The 17,041-nt window shown below is 69.3% G+C and carries 15 protein-coding genes; 9 read left to right on the forward strand and 6 right to left on the reverse strand.

Features of this window, described 5'->3' with window-relative positions; translation table 11 throughout:
• Window positions 1-20: 20 nt before the first annotated feature.
• Window positions 21-479 carry a GNAT family N-acetyltransferase gene (locus ACFV9C_RS21795; protein WP_380196120.1) on the forward strand — a complete coding sequence of 153 codons (459 nt, stop codon included), beginning with the start codon at window positions 21-23 and terminating at the stop codon, window positions 477-479.
• On the opposite strand, the gene ACFV9C_RS21800 is transcribed toward ACFV9C_RS21795, so the two are convergent.
• On the reverse strand, window positions 456-872 hold the full coding sequence (locus tag ACFV9C_RS21800) for an HIT family protein (protein WP_380196122.1): 417 nt from the start codon (window positions 870-872) through the stop codon (window positions 456-458). The genes ACFV9C_RS21795 and ACFV9C_RS21800 overlap by 24 nt on opposite strands.
• The gene (locus ACFV9C_RS21805) at window positions 872-2,779 is read right to left on the reverse strand and encodes a Na+/H+ antiporter (protein WP_380196123.1); all 1,908 of its coding nucleotides are present in this window, start codon (window positions 2,777-2,779) and stop codon (window positions 872-874) included. Before ACFV9C_RS21805 ends, ACFV9C_RS21800 begins: the two co-directional genes overlap by 1 nt.
• A gap of 145 nt (window positions 2,780-2,924) precedes the next feature.
• On the opposite strand from ACFV9C_RS21805, the gene ACFV9C_RS21810 reads away from it, so the two are divergent.
• On the forward strand, window positions 2,925-4,436 hold the full coding sequence (locus tag ACFV9C_RS21810) for a CocE/NonD family hydrolase (protein ID WP_380196125.1): 1,512 nt from the start codon (window positions 2,925-2,927) through the stop codon (window positions 4,434-4,436).
• Here the strand turns inward: ACFV9C_RS21810 and ACFV9C_RS21815 are convergent.
• Together ACFV9C_RS21815 and ACFV9C_RS21820 are read right to left on the reverse strand one after the other, a co-directional pair.
• Window positions 4,433-4,927 carry a DUF402 domain-containing protein gene (locus tag ACFV9C_RS21815; RefSeq protein WP_380196127.1) on the reverse strand — a complete coding sequence of 165 codons (495 nt, stop codon included), beginning with the start codon at window positions 4,925-4,927 and terminating at the stop codon, window positions 4,433-4,435. The genes ACFV9C_RS21810 and ACFV9C_RS21815 overlap by 4 nt on opposite strands.
• Before the next feature lie 18 nt (window positions 4,928-4,945).
• Window positions 4,946-5,452 carry a DUF402 domain-containing protein gene (locus tag ACFV9C_RS21820; RefSeq protein ID WP_380196128.1) on the reverse strand — a complete coding sequence of 169 codons (507 nt, stop codon included), beginning with the start codon at window positions 5,450-5,452 and terminating at the stop codon, window positions 4,946-4,948.
• Window positions 5,453-5,555: 103 nt separating this feature from the next.
• Between ACFV9C_RS21820 and dxs the strand changes: the two genes are divergently transcribed.
• The 4 genes from dxs (at window position 5,556) to ACFV9C_RS21840 (ending at window position 11,642) form a co-directional block, all read left to right on the forward strand.
• Window positions 5,556-7,442: a 1-deoxy-D-xylulose-5-phosphate synthase gene (dxs, locus tag ACFV9C_RS21825; protein ID WP_380196130.1), complete on the forward strand. Its 1,887-nt coding sequence runs from the start codon at window positions 5,556-5,558 to the stop codon at window positions 7,440-7,442.
• Window positions 7,443-7,451: 9 nt separating this feature from the next.
• On the forward strand, window positions 7,452-8,789 hold the full coding sequence (locus ACFV9C_RS21830; RefSeq protein ID WP_380196131.1) for a hypothetical protein: 1,338 nt from the start codon (window positions 7,452-7,454) through the stop codon (window positions 8,787-8,789).
• Window positions 8,786-10,090 carry a hypothetical protein gene (locus ACFV9C_RS21835; RefSeq protein WP_380196132.1) on the forward strand — a complete coding sequence of 435 codons (1,305 nt, stop codon included), beginning with the start codon at window positions 8,786-8,788 and terminating at the stop codon, window positions 10,088-10,090. Before ACFV9C_RS21830 ends, ACFV9C_RS21835 begins: the two co-directional genes overlap by 4 nt.
• Before the next feature lie 70 nt (window positions 10,091-10,160).
• Window positions 10,161-11,642 carry an amino acid permease gene (locus ACFV9C_RS21840; RefSeq protein WP_380196134.1) on the forward strand — a complete coding sequence of 494 codons (1,482 nt, stop codon included), beginning with the start codon at window positions 10,161-10,163 and terminating at the stop codon, window positions 11,640-11,642.
• 57 nt (window positions 11,643-11,699) lie between these two features.
• On the opposite strand, the gene ACFV9C_RS21845 is transcribed toward ACFV9C_RS21840, so the two are convergent.
• Together ACFV9C_RS21845 and ACFV9C_RS21850 are read right to left on the reverse strand one after the other, a co-directional pair.
• Complete coding sequence (locus tag ACFV9C_RS21845) at window positions 11,700-13,811, reverse strand: 3-hydroxyacyl-CoA dehydrogenase NAD-binding domain-containing protein (RefSeq protein WP_380196135.1); 2,112 nt, start codon at window positions 13,809-13,811, stop codon at window positions 11,700-11,702.
• On the reverse strand, window positions 13,808-15,007 hold the full coding sequence (locus tag ACFV9C_RS21850) for a thiolase family protein (protein WP_380196137.1): 1,200 nt from the start codon (window positions 15,005-15,007) through the stop codon (window positions 13,808-13,810). Before ACFV9C_RS21850 ends, ACFV9C_RS21845 begins: the two co-directional genes overlap by 4 nt.
• Window positions 15,008-15,176: 169 nt before the next feature.
• Here ACFV9C_RS21850 and ACFV9C_RS21855 point away from each other — a divergent pair, with 169 nt between their 5' ends.
• The 3 genes from ACFV9C_RS21855 to ACFV9C_RS21865 are packed head-to-tail and all read left to right on the forward strand — an operon-like array spanning window position 15,177 to window position 16,977.
• On the forward strand, window positions 15,177-15,845 hold the full coding sequence (locus ACFV9C_RS21855) for a hypothetical protein (protein ID WP_380196139.1): 669 nt from the start codon (window positions 15,177-15,179) through the stop codon (window positions 15,843-15,845).
• A complete protein-coding gene (locus ACFV9C_RS21860) occupies window positions 15,842-16,486 on the forward strand; it encodes a dienelactone hydrolase family protein (RefSeq protein ID WP_380196141.1) in 645 nt (214 codons plus the stop codon). The genes ACFV9C_RS21855 and ACFV9C_RS21860 overlap by 4 nt, the downstream gene beginning before the upstream one ends.
• Before the next feature lie 2 nt (window positions 16,487-16,488).
• Window positions 16,489-16,977 (forward strand): glutathione peroxidase, encoded by a 489-nt coding sequence (locus tag ACFV9C_RS21865; protein WP_380196142.1) that lies wholly within the window; start codon window positions 16,489-16,491, stop codon window positions 16,975-16,977.
• The last annotated feature ends 64 nt before the right edge of the window (window positions 16,978-17,041 follow it).

Here is a 17,041-nt window from a genome sequence, read left to right on the forward strand (position 1 = left end):
CGCCGGCGGATGGTGCGGTTGTGGGGGAGATCCACGCTGCTTCGTGGGGCGCGGCGTACGGGCCGATGTTCTCCGCGGAGGTTGCCAGGGAAGGGGTCGAGAGTCGGCTGGGCAGGTGGCACGAGCGGCTGGCGGCCGGGAACGGGCTGGTGATGCTCGGGTTCGTCGACGACCGGCCGTTGGCGATGTCGTGGAGCCTGCCGTCGGAGACGCGCGAGGGCTTCGCGGAGATCTACAGCTTCTACACGCATCCCGACGGGTGGGGAAGTGGCGTCTCCGTCGCGCTGATGGAATCCACCCTCCAGCACCTGGATACCGACCGCGTGCATCTGTGGACACTGAGGGACACCCCGCAGTCCCGGCGGTTCTACACCAAGTGCGGCTTCACCGAGACCGGTGCCACCCAGACCAGAGACTTCGGCGACGGCAACCCGCTCCCGCAGGTGGAGTACGAGCTAATCCGCCAGCGCAGCGCGTAGCTTCCCGGCGTACTCTTCCGCCTCGGCCGTGTCGGCGTACTTCGTCCGCGGCCAGAAGAACCCGCGCAACCCGTCGCCCTTGGTCCGCGGTACGACGTGGACGTGCAGATGCGGCACGGACTGCGACACAACGTTGTTCACGGCAACGAACGAGCCCTGCGCGTCGAACGCCGTCCGCACCGCGGCCGCCACCGAGCGCGCCGCCCCGAACAGCGGCACGGTCAGCTCGTCCGGCAGCTCGACCAGCGTCGGCACGTGCTCCCGCGGCACGAGCAGCGTGTGCCCCTTGAACACCGGCCGTACGTCGAGGAAGCCCACGACCTCGGGGGTGTCGAGGACGATCTGCGCGGGCGTCGTCCCGGCAATGATTGAACAGAACAAGCAGTCAGCCACTAGCCCAGTTTCTCGTCCACGAAGCACCAGCGCCAAGTCTCGCCCGGTTCGAAGCTGCGCATCACCGGGTGCTCGGTCGCGTCGTGGTGCTTGCTGGCGTGTTTCATCACCGACGAGTCGCAGCAGCCGACGTGCCCGCAACCGAGGCACAGCCGCAGGTGCACCCACGAGCCGCCGGTTGCCAGGCACTCCTCGCAGCCGTCCGGTGTGTTCGGCGTGACCACCAGCGGGGCGTCCTCGAGGTGCGAACACGCCCCACCCGGCGGCACCTTCGGCCGCAGGTCCTCGGAGCGCCCGCCGACGTCGTCGTCCTCGTCGCGGTCCAGGATCGACTCCTCGATGTCGAGCACGCTCTGCGCCCGCTGCAGCACCTCGTCCGCGACCAGCCCGGCGTCGCGGACCTTCAGGATGTGCGACCGTTCCGCCTCCAGCATCGCGATCCGCAGCCGCCGGTACGCCTCGCTCGGCGTCTCGTACTCGCTCTCCGGCCGCCCGAGCCGTTCCCAGGCCGCCTGCGCCCGGGCCTCGCCCCGTTGTCGCAGTACGTCGAGTACGGCGGGCGGATCGGACGGCTGGGCGAGCTCGTCGAGCTTGGCGATCGCGGCGCGATGGGCTCCCTGCAGTACGGCGGCCTCCTGCAGCGCGTCCTCCGCCGGGTCCGGCCCGGGCAGGCGCAACCGGCGTACCAGCCAGGGGAGCGTCGAGCCCTGGACGAGCAGCGTGCCCGCGGTGACGGCGAGCGCGATGAACACGAGTACTTCGCGGTGCGGCGTCCGCGGGGGCAGCGTGAAGACCGCCGCGAGCGTGACCACACCGCGCATCCCGGCCCAGGACACCACGATCAGCGCGCGCCGGGACACCGGCCCGGGCCGCGACGGACCGAGGAACCGGCGGGACAGCAGCGTCGTCGGGATCACCCAGATCGGCCGCAGCAGCACGACCGCGAGGAACACTGCGACGGTCGTGGTCGCGATCAGCCAGGCCGGCAACGGGCTCGCAGTCAGGTCGTCGAGGATCCATCGGGTCTGCAGCCCGATCAGCAGGAAGACCGTGTTCTCCAGCAGGAACTGGAAAGTGCGCCAGTTGGTCCGTTCCGACATCCGCGACTTGGCCGACTGGATGATCGGCGCCTTGTGCCCCAGCAGCAGGCCGGTGACCACGACGGCCAGTACGCCGGAGGCGTGGATGTAGTGGTTCTCGGCCGCGATGTAGGCGACGAACGGCGCGGTCAGGCTGAGCGTGGTGTCCAGCACCGGATCGGTGAACCGCCGGCGGATCTTCGCCAGGACGAACGTGACCACGACGCCGACGAGTACGCCGCCACCCGCCGCGCGGAGGAAGTCCAGCCCGACGTGCCACACGGTGGGGGCGACGAGGGCGGCCCCGACCGCCGTACGGAGACAGACGAGCGCTGTCGCGTCGTTCAGCAGGCTCTCGCCCTCGAGGATCGTGACGATCCGGCGCGGCAGGCCGACGCGTTTGGCGATCGCGGTGGCGGCGACCGCGTCCGGCGGCGCGACCACCGCGCCGATCGCGAACGCGGCCCAGAACGGCAGCGGCTGCTGACCGATCGACGTCGCGACCCGGCCGAGCAGCCACCAGGTGACGACGCCGACGCCGAGCGCGGTGAACGCGACCAGGCCGACCGAGAGCAGCCCGATCGACCGCCGGTGCTTGGAGAAGTCGACCAGGCTGGTCTTGATCGCCGCGGAGTACAGCAGCGGCGGCAGGAAACCGACCAGGACGACCTCGGGCGCGAGTTCGACGCGCGGGATGAACGGCAGGTACGACGCTGCGATCCCGATGACCACCAGCAGCAGGGGAGCCGAGAGGCCGATCCGTCGCGCCAGCGCGGCCCCGGCCGCGACGACGGCGACGAGGGCCACGACCTCGATCGCGATATGCACGGGCACAGTGTCGCAGCGGAAACGCGGTTTCCACCCATCGGTTCGCCGAAGGCTGAGCCGGGGATCTGGGCCCGGGATCTGGTCATCGCGCGGCCGGTCCTCTAGCGTGTGCGAAGCGGGATCCGTTGATCACTGGGAGTGACTGATGGTGCGTCGTCGTGTGCTTGCCCTGGTCGGTGTGGTCGCTCTGCTGCTGTCGCCGGTGGTCCCGGCTGCGGCCGACAGTACGGTCACCAACGGCTGTGTCGACTCGGTGCCGGAGCCGGGTACGACGACGCCCGTGAAGATCTGCTACACGCTCTTCAGACCCGCGAACGCGACGAAGCAGCACACCGTGCCGCTGATCTTCCACAGCCACGGCTGGGGCGGCAGCCGGACCACGGACCCGGCCGCGTTCAAGGCGTGGCTGGACGCCGGGTTCGGCGTACTGAGCTTCGATCAGCGGAGCTTCGGGCAGAGCACCGGCGTCGCGCACGTGATGAGCCCGGACTACGAGGGCCGCGACGTGGTCAAGCTCGTCGACCTGGTCGCGGGGCTGGACTGGGTGACGAAGCAACGACCCGGTGACCCGCTGATCGGCGCGATCGGCGGATCGTACGGCGGCGGGTACCAGTTCGCGGGCGCGTTCACCGAGCTGCGGGAGCGTGGCGCGACCCGGTTCGACGCGCTGGCGCCGGAGATCACCTGGTGGGATCTCAAGCAGAGCCTCGCGCCGCAGGAGGCGGCCCGGACGCTGTGGCTGTCGATCCTGTTCGCGGGCGGCGGGACGCACCTGCCGCCGGCGGTGTCGAAGGCGTTCGTCGCCCTGATCGCGACCGGCGCCTGGCCGAGCGGGCAGGCGGGTCGGGACCTGGACGCGTTCTTCGCGCACAACGGCCCGGCGTGGCACGTGGCGCAGGGGCGCAGGCTCGACATCCCGGTGCTGTTCGGTCAGGGCATTTCCGACAACCTGTTCAACCTCAACCAGGGCCTGATGAACTTCGACCACGCGTTGACGGCGAAGGCCCGGGCGCGGTCGATCTTCGTCGGGTACAACGGCGGCCACACGCTGCCGGCCGTCGTACCGCCGGGCTACGCGACGCCCGGCGACCCGTGCTCGATCGCGCTCGGCTCACCGACCTTCTCCAGCCTGTCGATCCGGTTCATGCAGGAGAAGTTGCTGCACAAGAAGGAAGGGCTGACCGGCTTCGGTGCGTACCACCTGTCGACCGCCGATGGTCGTTGCCTCACGCAACGGAGCCTGACCTCGAACAAGCGCTTCCCGCTCGGCAAGATCGTCGTACCGACCGGTGTCGGGCTGCCCGTCAACCTGCCGATCGCGAAGGGCCCGATCACGATCGCCGGTACGCCGGCCGTGACCGCGAACGTCTACACGATCATCCCGCAGTCGGCGGCGTACTTCGCGCTCAGCGTCGGCACGAACCCGCTCACCGCGAAGGTCGTGCAGAACAACACGATGCCGCTCCGCGAACAGCGCGCGGCCCACGGTGTACGCCGTACCTTCGAGCTCCCGGCGATCGCCGTCGACGTTCCCAAAGGCCAGAACCTGTACCTGACCGTGGCCCCGATCGCCGACATGTACGCCGGCCAGCGCGGACCGCTCCCGGGCCTGATGATGCTCAAGAACGGCTCCCTGAGCGTGCACCAGGTGCGTTAGCGGATCTTGTCCAGGTGGGTCTTGTACACGGTCAGGAACGGCTCCTCGGTGGAGACGGCCTGGACGAGCCAGTCGCAGGTCCGCTGGGCGGTGGCGATCACGTCCGGCGGGTACGAGTACTTCACCTGGTGCTCGGCGAACTCGTCCTCGTCGTCGACGAAGACGGTCCCGTCGCGGCGCTTGATCACGTCCAGGTCGAGGTCGATCATCGTCACCACGTCGTCGGAGAACTCCACCGGCGTCGTGATGTCGGCGTAGATCTCGGTGTTCCGCGGGGCGTCGTTGAAGATCGCGGTGAACCACTTGTCCCGCGGGAACAGCTGCACGTGCGCCTGCTCCTGCGTCACCTCGGGCTCGGCCCCGCGTTGCGACACCGACCCGGCCGGCGCGCCCAGCCACACGCCGTACTCGTCCTCGCCGAGATACCGCATCCACTGGTGCCAGTGCAGCTTCTCGTCGTACTTGCGGTACACCACCCGGACATCGCGCATGACCCTCAACCTATCGGCTCAGGGCGTCAGCGAGCGGATCTGCTCCAGGTACGGCCTGTAGGCGGTCATGAACGGTTCCGTGGTGGTGATGGTGGCGGCCAGGCGGTCGCAGACGGCGCGGGCGGTGGCCACGACCTGGGGCGGGTAGTTGTAGCGGATCTGGTGCTCGTGGAACTCGTCCTCGTCCATCACCTTGACCGTGCCGTCGCGGAGCAGGCGGATGTCGAGGTCCAGGTCGACCGCGGTGACCGAGTCGACGCCGAACTCGGCCGGCATCGTGATGTCGCAGTAGATCGCCGTCTGGTGCGGTACGTCGTTGAACAGCGCGCTCCACCACTGCCCGCGCGGGAACAGCCGGACCCGGTGGTGGTCGATGGACTTCCAGCTGCCGTCGGCGCGCTGGCCCTGGCTGCCCGGGAGCGAACCGACCCACAGGCCGTGCTCGTCCTCGCCGAGCCGGATCGCCTCGACCAAGCGGTGCGGCTGCCCGTCGTACTTCCGGAACAGGGTCCTCACCATCTCCATAGCAGTCACCCTAAGTGAGACCCAGCACACCTTCGAACCAGCCACTCCTGGCCGACGTCTTGGAATGTGAGAGCATTCGAGGACTACCTGCGGGAGGAGCTCGATGCGCGTGCTGGAGACGGTAGAGGGTCCGGAAGACCTCAAGAAGCTGACGGATCAGCAGCTGACCGATCTGGCGACCGAGATCCGCGACGTGCTGGTCGACACGGTGACCCGCACCGGCGGCCACCTCGGCCCGAACCTCGGCATGGTCGAGATCACCCTGGCCATGCACCGGGTCTTCGATTCCCCGCGCGACCGCCTGGTGTTCGACATCGGCCACCAGGCGTACGTGCACAAGCTGGTCACCGGCCGGGCGAAGGACTTCGGCACGCTCCGTCAGGAGGGCGGCCTGTCCGGGTATCCGAGCCAGGCCGAGTCCGAGCACGACATCGTCGAGAACTGCCATGCCTCGACCGCCCTGTCGTACGCCGACGGCCTCGCGAAGGCGTACCGGCTGCGCGGCGAGAACCGGCACGTGGTCGCGGTGATCGGCGACGGCGCCCTGACCGGCGGCATGGCCTGGGAGGCGCTGAACAACATCGCCGCCGCCAAGGACCTGAACCTGGTCATCATCGTGAACGACAACGGCCGCTCGTACAGCCCGACCGTCGGCGGCCTCGCGACCCACTTGACGAGCCTGCGCACGAACCCGCGGTACGAGAAGATCCTCGACCTGGTCAAGAAGAACCTCGGCCGGACGCCGTACGTCGGCCCGCCGATGTACGAGGTGCTGCACGGGGTGAAGAAGGGCCTGAAGGACATGCTCGCCCCGCAGGGCATGTTCGAGGACCTCGGCCTCAAGTACGTCGGCCCGGTGGACGGCCACGACCGGCAGGCGCTCGAGGACGCGCTGAGGAACGCGAAGTCCTTCGGCGGCCCGGTGATCGTGCACGCGGTCACCAAGAAGGGCTTCGGCTACCCGGCCGCCGAGGAGGACGAGGAGGACAACCTGCACCAGGTCCGCCCGGCGAACAAGCCGCGCGGCTGGACCGACGTGTTCTCCGACGAGCTGGTGAAGATCGGCCACCGGCGTCCGGACGTGGTCGCGATCACCGCGGCGATGCTGCACCCGACCGGCCTGGCACCGTTCGCGGACGAGTTCCCGGGCCGGACGTTCGACGTCGGGATCGCCGAGCAGCACGCGGTGACCAGCGCCGCCGGTCTCGCGCTCGGCGGCCTGCACCCGGTCGTGTGCCTGTACTCGACGTTCCTCAACCGGGCCTTTGACCAGACCCTGATGGACGTCGCGCTGCACAAGTGCGGCGTCACGTTCATCCTCGACCGTGCCGGCGTCACCGGTGACGACGGCCCGACCCACAACGGCGTGTACGACATGTCGCTGCTGCAGCTCGTCCCGGGCCTGCGGCTGGCGGCGCCGCGGGACGGCAAGCGCCTCCAGGAGTTGCTGAACGAGGCGGTCGACGTGGACGACGCGCCGACCGCGCTGCGGTTCGCGAAGGGCGAGGTGTTCCCGGACATCGAGCAGATCGACCGCGTCGGGTCGGTCGACGTACTGAACCGCTCCGGTCAGGACGTCCTGCTGGTCGGGATCGGTGCGATGGCGGCGACCGCGATGGACGTCGCGCAGCGCCTCGAGGCGCACGGCTTCGGTGTCACCGTCGTCGACCCGCGCTGGGTGAAGCCGGTGCCGGCGGAGCTCGTCGAGCTGGCCGCGGACTTCCAGCTGGTCGTCACGATCGAGGACAACGGCCGGGCCGGCGGGGTCGGCGACATGATCGCGCAGGCGCTCCGGGACGGCGGCGTGCGGACACCGTTCCGCGACTTCGGCGTACCGCAGGTGTTCCTCGAGCACGCGAAGCGGGCCGCCGTACTGCAGGAGATCGGGCTGACCGGCCAGGAGGTCGCGCGGGAGATCACCGAGCAGCTCACGCAGCACGTCGACGCGTCCCTCGACGAGCCGGACCGGGCCGGCGGCCGGAACGCTTAGCCAGGCGCCATGTCTGACGGGGGAGGGCGACACAGCAGGCACGCCGCCGTCCGCCGGCGGTCCCGGGTCTGGCCGATCCTGCTGTCCCTTGCCCTGGTGGCGGCCGCCGTCGGCGGTGGGCTGTACCTGCACTACTCGAGTCAGAGCGCGGACGACGCCGTCGACGCCGGTCCGAGTACGCCGGCGATCGACCTGGCGGCCCGGTCCGCGGCCGTCAACCAGGTGCTGCAGCGGCGCGCGCAGGCGGTACTGACCGGGAACGAGCAGGAGTTCGTCGCGGACGTCGACCCCGCGGACACCAGGCTGGTCGCACGGCAGCACACGCTGTTCGCGAACCTTCGCCAGTTCGGTTTCGCCAAGCTCGCCTACCAGCAGCTCGCCCAGCAGTACGACGACGCGATCGCGCAGAAGTACGGCCCGTCGACGTACCTGGTCGCGGTTGCGATGGAGTACCAGCTCCGCGGCATCGACCTGGTGCCTGTGCGCGCGATGCTCGGGTACACGTTCAGCCGGCGGTCGAACGGCAACTGGATGATGGTGTCCGACTCCGACCTCGACAAGCGCCTGCCGCGGGGCTCGCACGATGAGGCCTGGGACTTCGGGCCGGTGCTGGTGAAGCGCGCGCCGCGGGTCCTCGTGGTCGTCGAGCAGGGCCAGGCCACGCTCGCGGACAAGTTCGTCGCGATGTCGCAGAACGCCGTCCAGGCGGTGTCGAAGAACTGGCCCGGCGGATGGAACGGCTCCGGCGTGGTGATCGCGCTCGACGACAAGGTCGTCCGCGGCGCCGACTACTCGCAGCCGAAGAACGCCGAGGACGCGCTCGCGATGGCGACCTTCGTGTACCGCACGCTGCCCGGCGAAGTCACCGGCGAGGGGGAGCGGACCGACTCGTACGTCGTGGTGAACCCGTACAACCGCACGAAGGTCGACGCGCGGACCCTGGCACACGAGTTCACCCACGTCGCGACCGCGCCGTACGGGCCGTACGCGCCGCGCTGGATGGTCGAGGGCGCCGCGACGTACGTCGAGTTCCTGCCCATGGCCGGGCAGAAGGACCTGGCGATCGCGCAGTACCGGCTGGACGTCCGGACGAAGTACCTCGCGAAGGCGACGGCGCTACCCGCGGACGCGACCTTCTTCGACCAGGCCGACAGCTCGTACCCGCTGTCCTGGCTGGCGCTCGACTACCTGTTCACGCGGTTCGGCGGGACCGAGGTGGGGACGCTGTACCGTGAGCTCGCCTCACTCGGCGTCACGCAGAAGGACCGCGACCGGATCATGCTCGAACACCTCGGAATGACGGAGGCCGGACTCTTCCGTGCCCTGAAAGCAGCCGCAGCAGCATGAGGCGGTGGCTGGGTCTGCTGCTGGCGGTGCTCCTGGTCTCCGGCGGCGTCGTCTACACCGTTGAAGAGCGCAATCAGGAGCTCCGGGCGCGTGCCGTCGCGCCGACCCCGGTGCAGACGACCGCGAAGCCGTCGCGGATCGCCGCGGCCGTCGCGGCCCGGCGGGTGGCGATCGACACGATCCTGGTACGCCGGGCCGGCGCCGTGCAGACCGGCAACGAGCAGCAGTTCCTGGCCGACGTGGATCCGCTGAACACGAAGCTGGTCGCCGCGCAGAAGATCCTGTTCGCGAACCTGATGGAGATCGGCTTCTCCGAGATCGGCTACAGCCAGGCCGAGGAACGCTTCGACCCCGCGCTGCTCAAGGCGCACGGCCGTACGACGTACCTGGTCCGCGTCCTGATGCGGTACCAGATCCGCAAGGTCGACTTCACGCCGGTGACCACCGAGCTCGGCTACACGTTCGTCGCCCGCGACGGCCACTGGCTGCTGACCGCGGACAACGAGCTCGACCCGGACCTCGGCCCGGGCGCGCACCGGGAGGCGTGGGACCTCGGCCGGATCGAGGTGCAGCGCGCGCCGCGAGTGATGGTGATCGTCGAGAAGGGCGACACCAAGCGCGGCCGGGCGATCGTCCGCGCCGCGAACGAGGGCCTCGCCGAGGTGACGGCGTACTGGCCGCTGAAGTGGAACGGCGCGGTGCTGGTGATCGCGCTGGACGAGACCGCCGTCCGCGACGCCCGGTTCGCCGACGAGGACATCGAGTCCGCGGCCAGTACCGGGTCGACGTTCTCCTCACTGCCCGGTCAGGACACGGCCGACGGTACGGTCGCCGGCGGGTACATCGTGATCAACCCGAACCAGCGCGACCAGGTCGACGAGATCCTGCTGTCGCACGAGATCACCCACGTGGTGACCGCGGCGCTCGGCGGCTACGAGCCGCTCTGGCTGGCCGAGGGCGCGGCGGAATACGTGTCCTGGCGGGGGATCGAGGCGATCAGCGGGCCGGGCGAGGTGGTCAAGTGGGAGCAGGAGGTCGTCGACACCGCCGTACCGCAGCTGTCCTCGCTGCCGGGTGACAGCGGCTTCTACCAGAACTCCGCGGACGTGTACGGCGTGAGCTGGCTGGCCGTGCGGTACCTCGTCCACCAGATCGGGCTGCAGAAGGTCGAGGAGCTGTACGAGGACATGGCGCGCAACGGTGTCGACCAGGCGTCCCGCGACCGGATCCTGCAGGACCGCACCGGGTTGACCGAGGCGACGCTGTGGACCGCACTGACAACATACCGGCCACAACGCTGAGTGGCGGTTTGACCTCATCCCGTCAGAGGGGGCAACCTCGAAGGGTTCCGTCCACTTCTAGGAGGCGCTGATGAGTCTTGTGCGGAAGAAGTCGATCGAGCAGTCGATCGCCGACACGGACGAGCCGGAGTACCAGCTCAAGAAACGCCTCACCGCGATCGACCTGACCGTCTTCGGGATCGGTGTCATCATCGGTGCCGGCATCTTCACCCTGACCGGGCGCGCCGCGAAGCTGTACGCCGGACCGGGGATCGCACTGTCCTTCGTGCTGGCCGCGGTCTGCTGCGCGCTGGCCGCGTTGTGCTACGCCGAGTTCTCGTCGACCGTGCCGGTGTCCGGTTCGGCGTACACGTTCTCGTACTTCTCGCTCGGCGAGATCTTCGCCTGGATCATCGGCTGGGACCTGCTGCTCGAGTTGATGCTCGGGGCAAGCGTCGTGTCGCAGGGCTGGTCGACGTACGCGAAACTGTTCCTGGACCAGATCGGGTTGGGCTGGCCGTCGTCGATCGGGCCGGACAGCCATGTGAACGTGCTCGCGATGATCCTGGTCCTGGTGCTGGCGACACTGGCGACCATCGGCATCAAGGAGTCGATGCGGGTCAACCTGGTGCTGGTCGCGATCAAGCTGTTCGTGGTGCTGTTCGTGATCGTCGCCGGCCTGTTCTACATCAAGAGCTCGAACCTGACGCCGTTCGTGCCGCCGAGCGTCCCGGCGCCGGGTGGCGGCGTGCACGTGACCACGCCGCTGTTCCAGGCGATCTTCGGGTTCACGCCGTCGACGTTCGGGATCATGGGCCTGGTGTCCGGCGCGTCGCTGGTGTTCTTCGCGTTCATCGGGTTCGACGTGGTCGCGACCACGGCCGAGGAGGCCAAGAACCCGCAGCGCGACCTGCCGCGCGGCATCATCGGCTCGCTGGCGATCTGCACGGTGCTGTATGTGCTGGTCTGCATCGTGATCACCGGCATGGTGAAGTACACCGACATCAACGGCGAGGCCGCGCTGGCGGAGGCGTTCAAGTCGGTCGGCCGGGGCGGCTTCGCGACGCTGATCTCGGCCGGTGCGGTCGCCGGTCTGACCACCGTCGTACTGACGCTGATGATCGGTGCGGCCCGCGTGGTGTTCGCGATGAGCCGCGACCACCTGATGCCGAAGCAGCTCGGCAAGACGCACCCGAAGTGGGGTACGCCGTACCGCCTGACGATCGGCATCGGCATCGTGGTGGCGATCATCGCCGGGGTCACGCCGATCGGAAAGCTCGAGGAGATGGTGAACATCGGCACGCTGGCCGCGTTCACGCTGGTCTCGATCGCGGTGCCGCTGCTGCGCCGCAGCCGGCCGGACATCAAGCGCTCGTTCACGGTGCCCGGCAACCCGGTGATCCCGATCGTGGCCGCGCTGATCTGCGTCTACCTGATGCTGAACCTGTCGATCGAGACCTGGATCCGGTTCGTGGTCTGGATGGCGATCGGGTTCGTGATCTACGCGCTGTACGGGTACCGCAAGAGCCGCGTCGGCATCGAGCAGAAAACCGGCGAGGTACAGAAGGCCTGACAGCTGCTGGGGGCCGGAGCGGGCTTCCGGCGCCGCACCGACCCCCAGCGGTCTCTGTCAGGCGAGGCTTGCCACGCCCTTCGGGAGGAAACGGGTCCCGTTGACCTTCTCGGCGATGCCGGTGCGGTCCAGGTACGGCGTGATGCCGCCCAGGTGGAACGGCCAGCCGGCGCCGAGCAGGAGGCACAGGTCGATGTCCTGCGCCTCGGCGACCACGCCCTCGTCGAGCATGATCTTGATCTCCTCGGCGAGGGCCGTGAGGACCCGGGTGCGGAGCTCGTCGGCGGTGGACGGCTTGTCGCCGACCGTGACCAGCGCCTCGACCTCCGGGTCGACGACCGGCTTGCCTTCCGGCCAGACGTAGAACGAACTCTTGCCGGCGGCAACGACCTTGGCGAGGTTCTCCGACACTGCGTACCGCTCCGGGTAGGCCCGGTTCATCGTCTCCGCGACGTGCAGCGCGACCGGCAGGCCGACCAGCTGCAGCAGGACGAACGGCGGCATCGGGAGGCCGAGCGCGGAGAGCGCCCGGTCGGCGTCGAGGATCGGCGTACCCTCGTCCACCGCCGCGCTGACCTCGCCGAGGAAGCGGGTCAGCAGCCGGTTCACCACGAACGCCGGCGCGTCCTTCACCAGCACGCAGGACTTCTTCAGCTTCTTGCCGACCGCGAACGCCGTCGCCAGCGAGGCGTCGTCGGTCTTGCCCGCGCGGATGATCTCCAGCAGCGGCAGCACCGCGACCGGGTTGAAGAAGTGGAACCCGACGACCCGCTCCGGGTGCTCCAGGTCCGCGGCCATGTCGGTCACCGACAACGACGACGTGTTGGTCGCCAGGATCGCGTCCGGCCGGACGATCTTCTCCAGGTCGGCGAAGATCGTCTTCTTCAGCTGCAGCTCCTCGAACACGGCCTCGATCACGAAGTCCGCGTCTGCGAAGACGCCCTTGTCCACCGACCCGGTGACGAGCGCCTTCAGCTGGTTCGCCTTGTCCGGGCGGATCCGGCCCTTCGCGAGCAGTTTGTCGATCTCACCGTGCACGTACCCGACGCCCCGGTCCACGCGCTCCTGGTCGAGATCCGTGAGTACGACGGGAACCTCGAGCCGGCGCGCGAACAGCAGCGCCAGTTGACCCGCCATCAGGCCCGCGCCGACAACGCCGACCTTGTTCACCGGCCGCGCCAGCGACTTGTCCGGCGCACCGGCCGGCCGCTTGGCGCGCTTGTTCACCAGGTCGAACGCGTACAGCCCGCTCCGGAGCTCCTCGCTCATGATGAGGTCCGCGAGCGCCTCGTCCTCGGCCGCGAACCCGCGGTCGCGGTCGTTGTCCTTGGCGGCGGCGATCAGGTCCAGCGCCCGGTACGGCGCCGGCGCCGCGCCGCTCACCTTGACGTCCGCAAAAGCCTTGCCCCGGGCAACGGCCGCGTCCCATGCCTCGCCGCGGTCGATCTCCGCCCGGTCGACCGTGAGCTGACCGGTCAGGACCTTCGAGGCCCACAGCAGCGACTGCTCGAGGAAGTCCGCCGACTCCAGCAGTACGTCGCCGATGCCGAGTTTCACGGCCTCCGGACCGCTGAGCATCTTGTTCTGGTTCAGGGCGTTCTCGACGACGACCTTGACCGCGTTGTCCGCGCCGATCAGGTTCGGCAGCAGGAAGTTGCCGCCCCAGCCCGGGAGCAGCCCGAGGAACACCTCGGGCGTCGACAGCATCCCGGCCGCGACCGAGACCGTCCGGTACGTCGCGTGCAGCGCGACCTCGAGCCCGCCGCCGAGCGCGACACCGTTCACGAACCCGAACGACGGCTTGCCGCCGTCCTGCAGCTTCCGCAGCACGCCGTGCCCGATCCGGCCGAGCGCCAGCGCCTGCTCCCGGTCGGTCAGCTTCGGTACGCCGGTCAGGTCCGCGCCCGCGGCCAGGATGAACGGCTTGCCGGTGACGCCGATCGCGACGATCTCGTCACGGGCCAGCGCCGCGTCGATCGCCGCGTTCAGCGAGCCGAGGCCCTTGGGGCCGAACGTGTTCGGCTTGGTGTGGTCGTGGCCGTTGTCCAGCGTGATGAGCGCCATCGTGCCGGCCTTGTTCGGGAGTACGACGTCCCGCGAGTGCGCCAGCGTGACAACCTCGTCGGTCGACAGTGCCGACGCAGAGTCGATCAGTTCCTGCAGGCTCATGCCTTGGCACCTTCCCAGTTCGGGTTCTCCCAGATGACGGTCCCGCCCATGCCGAGGCCGACGCACATCGTGGTGAGGCCGTAGCGGACCTCGGGGCGCTGCTCGAACTGCTTGGCCAGCTGGTTCATCAGCCGGACGCCGGACGACGCGAGCGGGTGCCCGAACGCGATCGCACCGCCGTACGGGTTCACCCGCGGGTCGTCGTCGGCGATGCCGTAGTGCTCCAGGAACGCCAGCACCTGCACGGCGAACGCCTCGTTCACCTCGAAGGCCTGGATGTCGTCGATGGTCAGCCCGGCGAGCCGGAGCGCCTTCTCGGTGGCCGGGATCGGGCCCTCGCCCATCACCTCCGGCTCGACACCGGCGAACGCGTACGACACCAGCTTCATCTTCGGGGTCAGCCCGAGCTCCTCGGCCGCCTCGGCGGACGTCAGCACGCAGGCGGTCGCGCCGTCGTTGATGCCGGCGGAGTTGCCCGCGGTCACCCGGCCGTGCGGGCGGAACGGCGTCTTCAGGCCGGCCAGGTCCTCGGCCGTGGTGCCCGGGCGCATCGGCTCGTCGGTGGTGGCGTAGCCCCAGCCCTGCTCCGCGGAGCGGGTCGCGATCGGTACCAGGTCCGGCTGGATCAGGTCGTTCGCGTAGGCCTTGGCCGCCTTCTCCTGGGACGCGACGGCGTACGCGTCGGCGCGCTCCTTGGTGATGCTCGGGTACCGGTCGTGCAGGTTCTCGGCGGTGGAGCCCATCACCAGCGCGGAGGTGTCGACGAGCTTCTCGCTGATGATCCGCGGATTCGGGTCCACGCCCTCGCCCATCGGGTGCCGGCCCATGTGCTCGACGCCGCCGGCCACGACCACGTCGTACGCACCGAACGCGATCCCGGCCGCGGTGGTGGTGACGGCGGTCATCGCGCCGGCGCACATCCGGTCGATGGCGTAGCCGGGCGTGGTGTTCGGCAGGCCGGCCAGCAGCGCGGCAGTCCGGCCGATGGTCAGGCCCTGGTCGCCGATCTGGGTGGTGGCCGCGATCGCGACCTCGTCCACGCGTTCCGGGGGGAGACCCGGGTTCCGCCGCAGCAGCTCCCGGATGCACTTGATCACCAGATCGTCGGCGCGGGTCTCGGAGTACTGGCCCTTGGCCTTGCCGAACGGGGTGCGAACGCCGTCGACGTACACGACGTCGCGGATCTCACGGGGCACGAGGGCCCTCCTCTGGGGGGTCGGGAAATCTACCCCGATGCTACCCATGAGTAACAGAACTGCCAAAGGCGGCGCGCATGTGGGTCCGCTCACAGGTGAGTTACCCGTGGCAATGCGGCGCGATTGGGCGCATGCTGGTGGTCAAGGTCCGCGTTACTGGAGTTGTTCCATGAACAATCTTGATCTGTCCGTGCCGGTCCTCAGCCGGGGGAAGCACCGCAGCCCGCGCAAGGGCGCGTGCTTCATGGAGTTCGCGTCGTACCTGGCCGGTGAGCCCTGGTCCGACCATCCCGCCTGCACCCACCCGCTGCTGGCCGGCGTCGCCCGTGACGTCAACGACTGCACCAGCGACTCGGGGCGGTCCCGGCTGGCGCCGCTGATCCCGTCCGTGATCGGGCTGACCCCCGACGACCCACACGTCGTACCGCGGGTCACCGCCCACTGCATCCGGCACGCGCTGCCGATCGTCTCGCAGGAGCGCCAGTACATCCTGGCCGTCGCGCTGCTGGTGGGGGAGCGGCAGCTCGCCGCGCTCGACGGGCGGCCGCCGGACGACATCGAGCCGGAGTCGGCCGAGATCCTGCAGGCCGTCCCGCAGGCGACCAAGTGGGCGCGGTCCTTCACCGCCCGCGCGCGCCGCGTGACACCGGACTTCGCCCGCCGTACGGCGCCCCGCGCGGTGTCCTGCGCGGTCGAGGGCATCTCGCAGGCGTGCGTGCCGAACCCGGACGACCGGCTGTACCAGCTGCTGCTGGACGCGATCGCCGAGACGAAGTCGTGGATGCCCGCACCCAAGCCGGTGCCGGTTGAACCGGAGGTCGTACCCTTCACGGTGTGACCTTGGAGATTCCGTTCCACGAGTGGGGGTCCGCGGGCAGTGACGCGCCCGGAGTCCTGCTGTTGCAGGAGATCTTCGGGGTCTCCGACTACATCAAGCAACGCGCCGCGGACCTGCACGCCCTCGGGTACTACGTGATCGCGCCGGAGATGTACTGGCGCCTCGACGACACCGAGCTGGACGAGTCCGCGCCGGACCTGATGCCGCGCGCGATGGGCATCGTCCAGCGGCTCGACTGGGACCAGGCCGTCGCCGACGCTGTCGCCTCTTTGGAGTACCTGAAGTCGCGCGGTAGCGGCACGGCCGTCGTCGGGTTCTGCTTCGGCGGGGGACTGGGCTTCAACGTGTCGGCCGTGTCCTCCCCGGATGTGCTGATCAGCTACTACGGTTCGGCCCTCCCGCGACTGCTCGACCTCCATCCCGACGCCCCGGCGCTGCACCACTTCGGCAACGAGGACACGTTCCTGGACGTGGACGCGATCGTGCCCGCGCTGACCGGTGCGGAGGTGCACCGGTACGACGGTGCCGGGCACGCGTTCGACAACCCGCTGCCGATGTTCCACAACGCCGACGCCTCCGCGCTCGCGTGGCGCCGTACCGAAGACTTTCTCGCCCGGCACTTACCGACAACTCGAGGATGAGCATGAGCCTGTACGACATTCCACTGACCACCCTGTCCGGCGCGCCGACCTCGCTCGGCGAGTACAAGGGCAAGGCCGTCCTGGTCGTGAACGTGGCGTCGAAGTGCGGCCTGACGCCGCAGTACGAGGGCCTGGAGAACCTGCAGAAGAAGTACGCGTCCCGCGGCTTCACCGTGCTCGGGGCGCCGTGCAACCAGTTCGGCGGCCAGGAGCCCGGGTCGGCCGACGAGATCGAGACGTTCTGCTCCACGACGTACGGCGTGACGTTCCCGATGCTGGACAAGCTCGAGGTGAACGGCGAAGGCCGGCACCCGCTGTACGCCGAGCTGACCCAGACCGCCGACGCCGACGGCGAGGCCGGCGACATCCAGTGGAACTTCGAGAAGTTCCTGCTCGCCACCGACGGCACCGTGGCGGCGCGCTTCCGCCCGCGGACGGAGCCGGAGTCGGACGAGGTCGTCGCCGCGATCGAGGCGCAGCTCTCCGCCTGACCGATCGCCCGTCACCTCTCGTGGTGGCGGGCGATTCTTCTGCCCGGCATTGCAACAACTCTTT

This window comes from Kribbella sp. NPDC059898 (assembly GCF_042730855.1).
In the GTDB taxonomy this organism is placed as follows: Bacteria; Actinomycetota; Actinomycetes; order Propionibacteriales; family Kribbellaceae; genus Kribbella.

Excerpts from the sequence above, each read along its gene's own strand:
- ACFV9C_RS21865 (WP_380196142.1), top strand. The coding sequence starts at position 16,489 with ATGAGCCTGTACGACATTCCACTGACCACCCTGTCCGGCGCGCCGACC.
- ACFV9C_RS21855 (WP_380196139.1), top strand. The coding sequence starts at position 15,177 with ATGAACAATCTTGATCTGTCCGTGCCGGTCCTCAGCCGGGGGAAGCAC.
- ACFV9C_RS21820 (WP_380196128.1), bottom strand. The coding sequence starts at position 5,452 with ATGGAGATGGTGAGGACCCTGTTCCGGAAGTACGACGGGCAGCCGCAC.
- ACFV9C_RS21815 (WP_380196127.1), bottom strand. The coding sequence starts at position 4,927 with ATGCGCGATGTCCGGGTGGTGTACCGCAAGTACGACGAGAAGCTGCAC.
- ACFV9C_RS21835 (WP_380196132.1), top strand. The coding sequence starts at position 8,786 with ATGAGGCGGTGGCTGGGTCTGCTGCTGGCGGTGCTCCTGGTCTCCGGC.
- ACFV9C_RS21845 (WP_380196135.1), bottom strand. The coding sequence starts at position 13,811 with ATGAGCCTGCAGGAACTGATCGACTCTGCGTCGGCACTGTCGACCGAC.
- dxs (WP_380196130.1), top strand. The coding sequence starts at position 5,556 with ATGCGCGTGCTGGAGACGGTAGAGGGTCCGGAAGACCTCAAGAAGCTG.
- ACFV9C_RS21830 (WP_380196131.1), top strand. The coding sequence starts at position 7,452 with ATGTCTGACGGGGGAGGGCGACACAGCAGGCACGCCGCCGTCCGCCGG.
- ACFV9C_RS21840 (WP_380196134.1), top strand. The coding sequence starts at position 10,161 with ATGAGTCTTGTGCGGAAGAAGTCGATCGAGCAGTCGATCGCCGACACG.
- ACFV9C_RS21810 (WP_380196125.1), top strand. The coding sequence starts at position 2,925 with ATGGTGCGTCGTCGTGTGCTTGCCCTGGTCGGTGTGGTCGCTCTGCTG.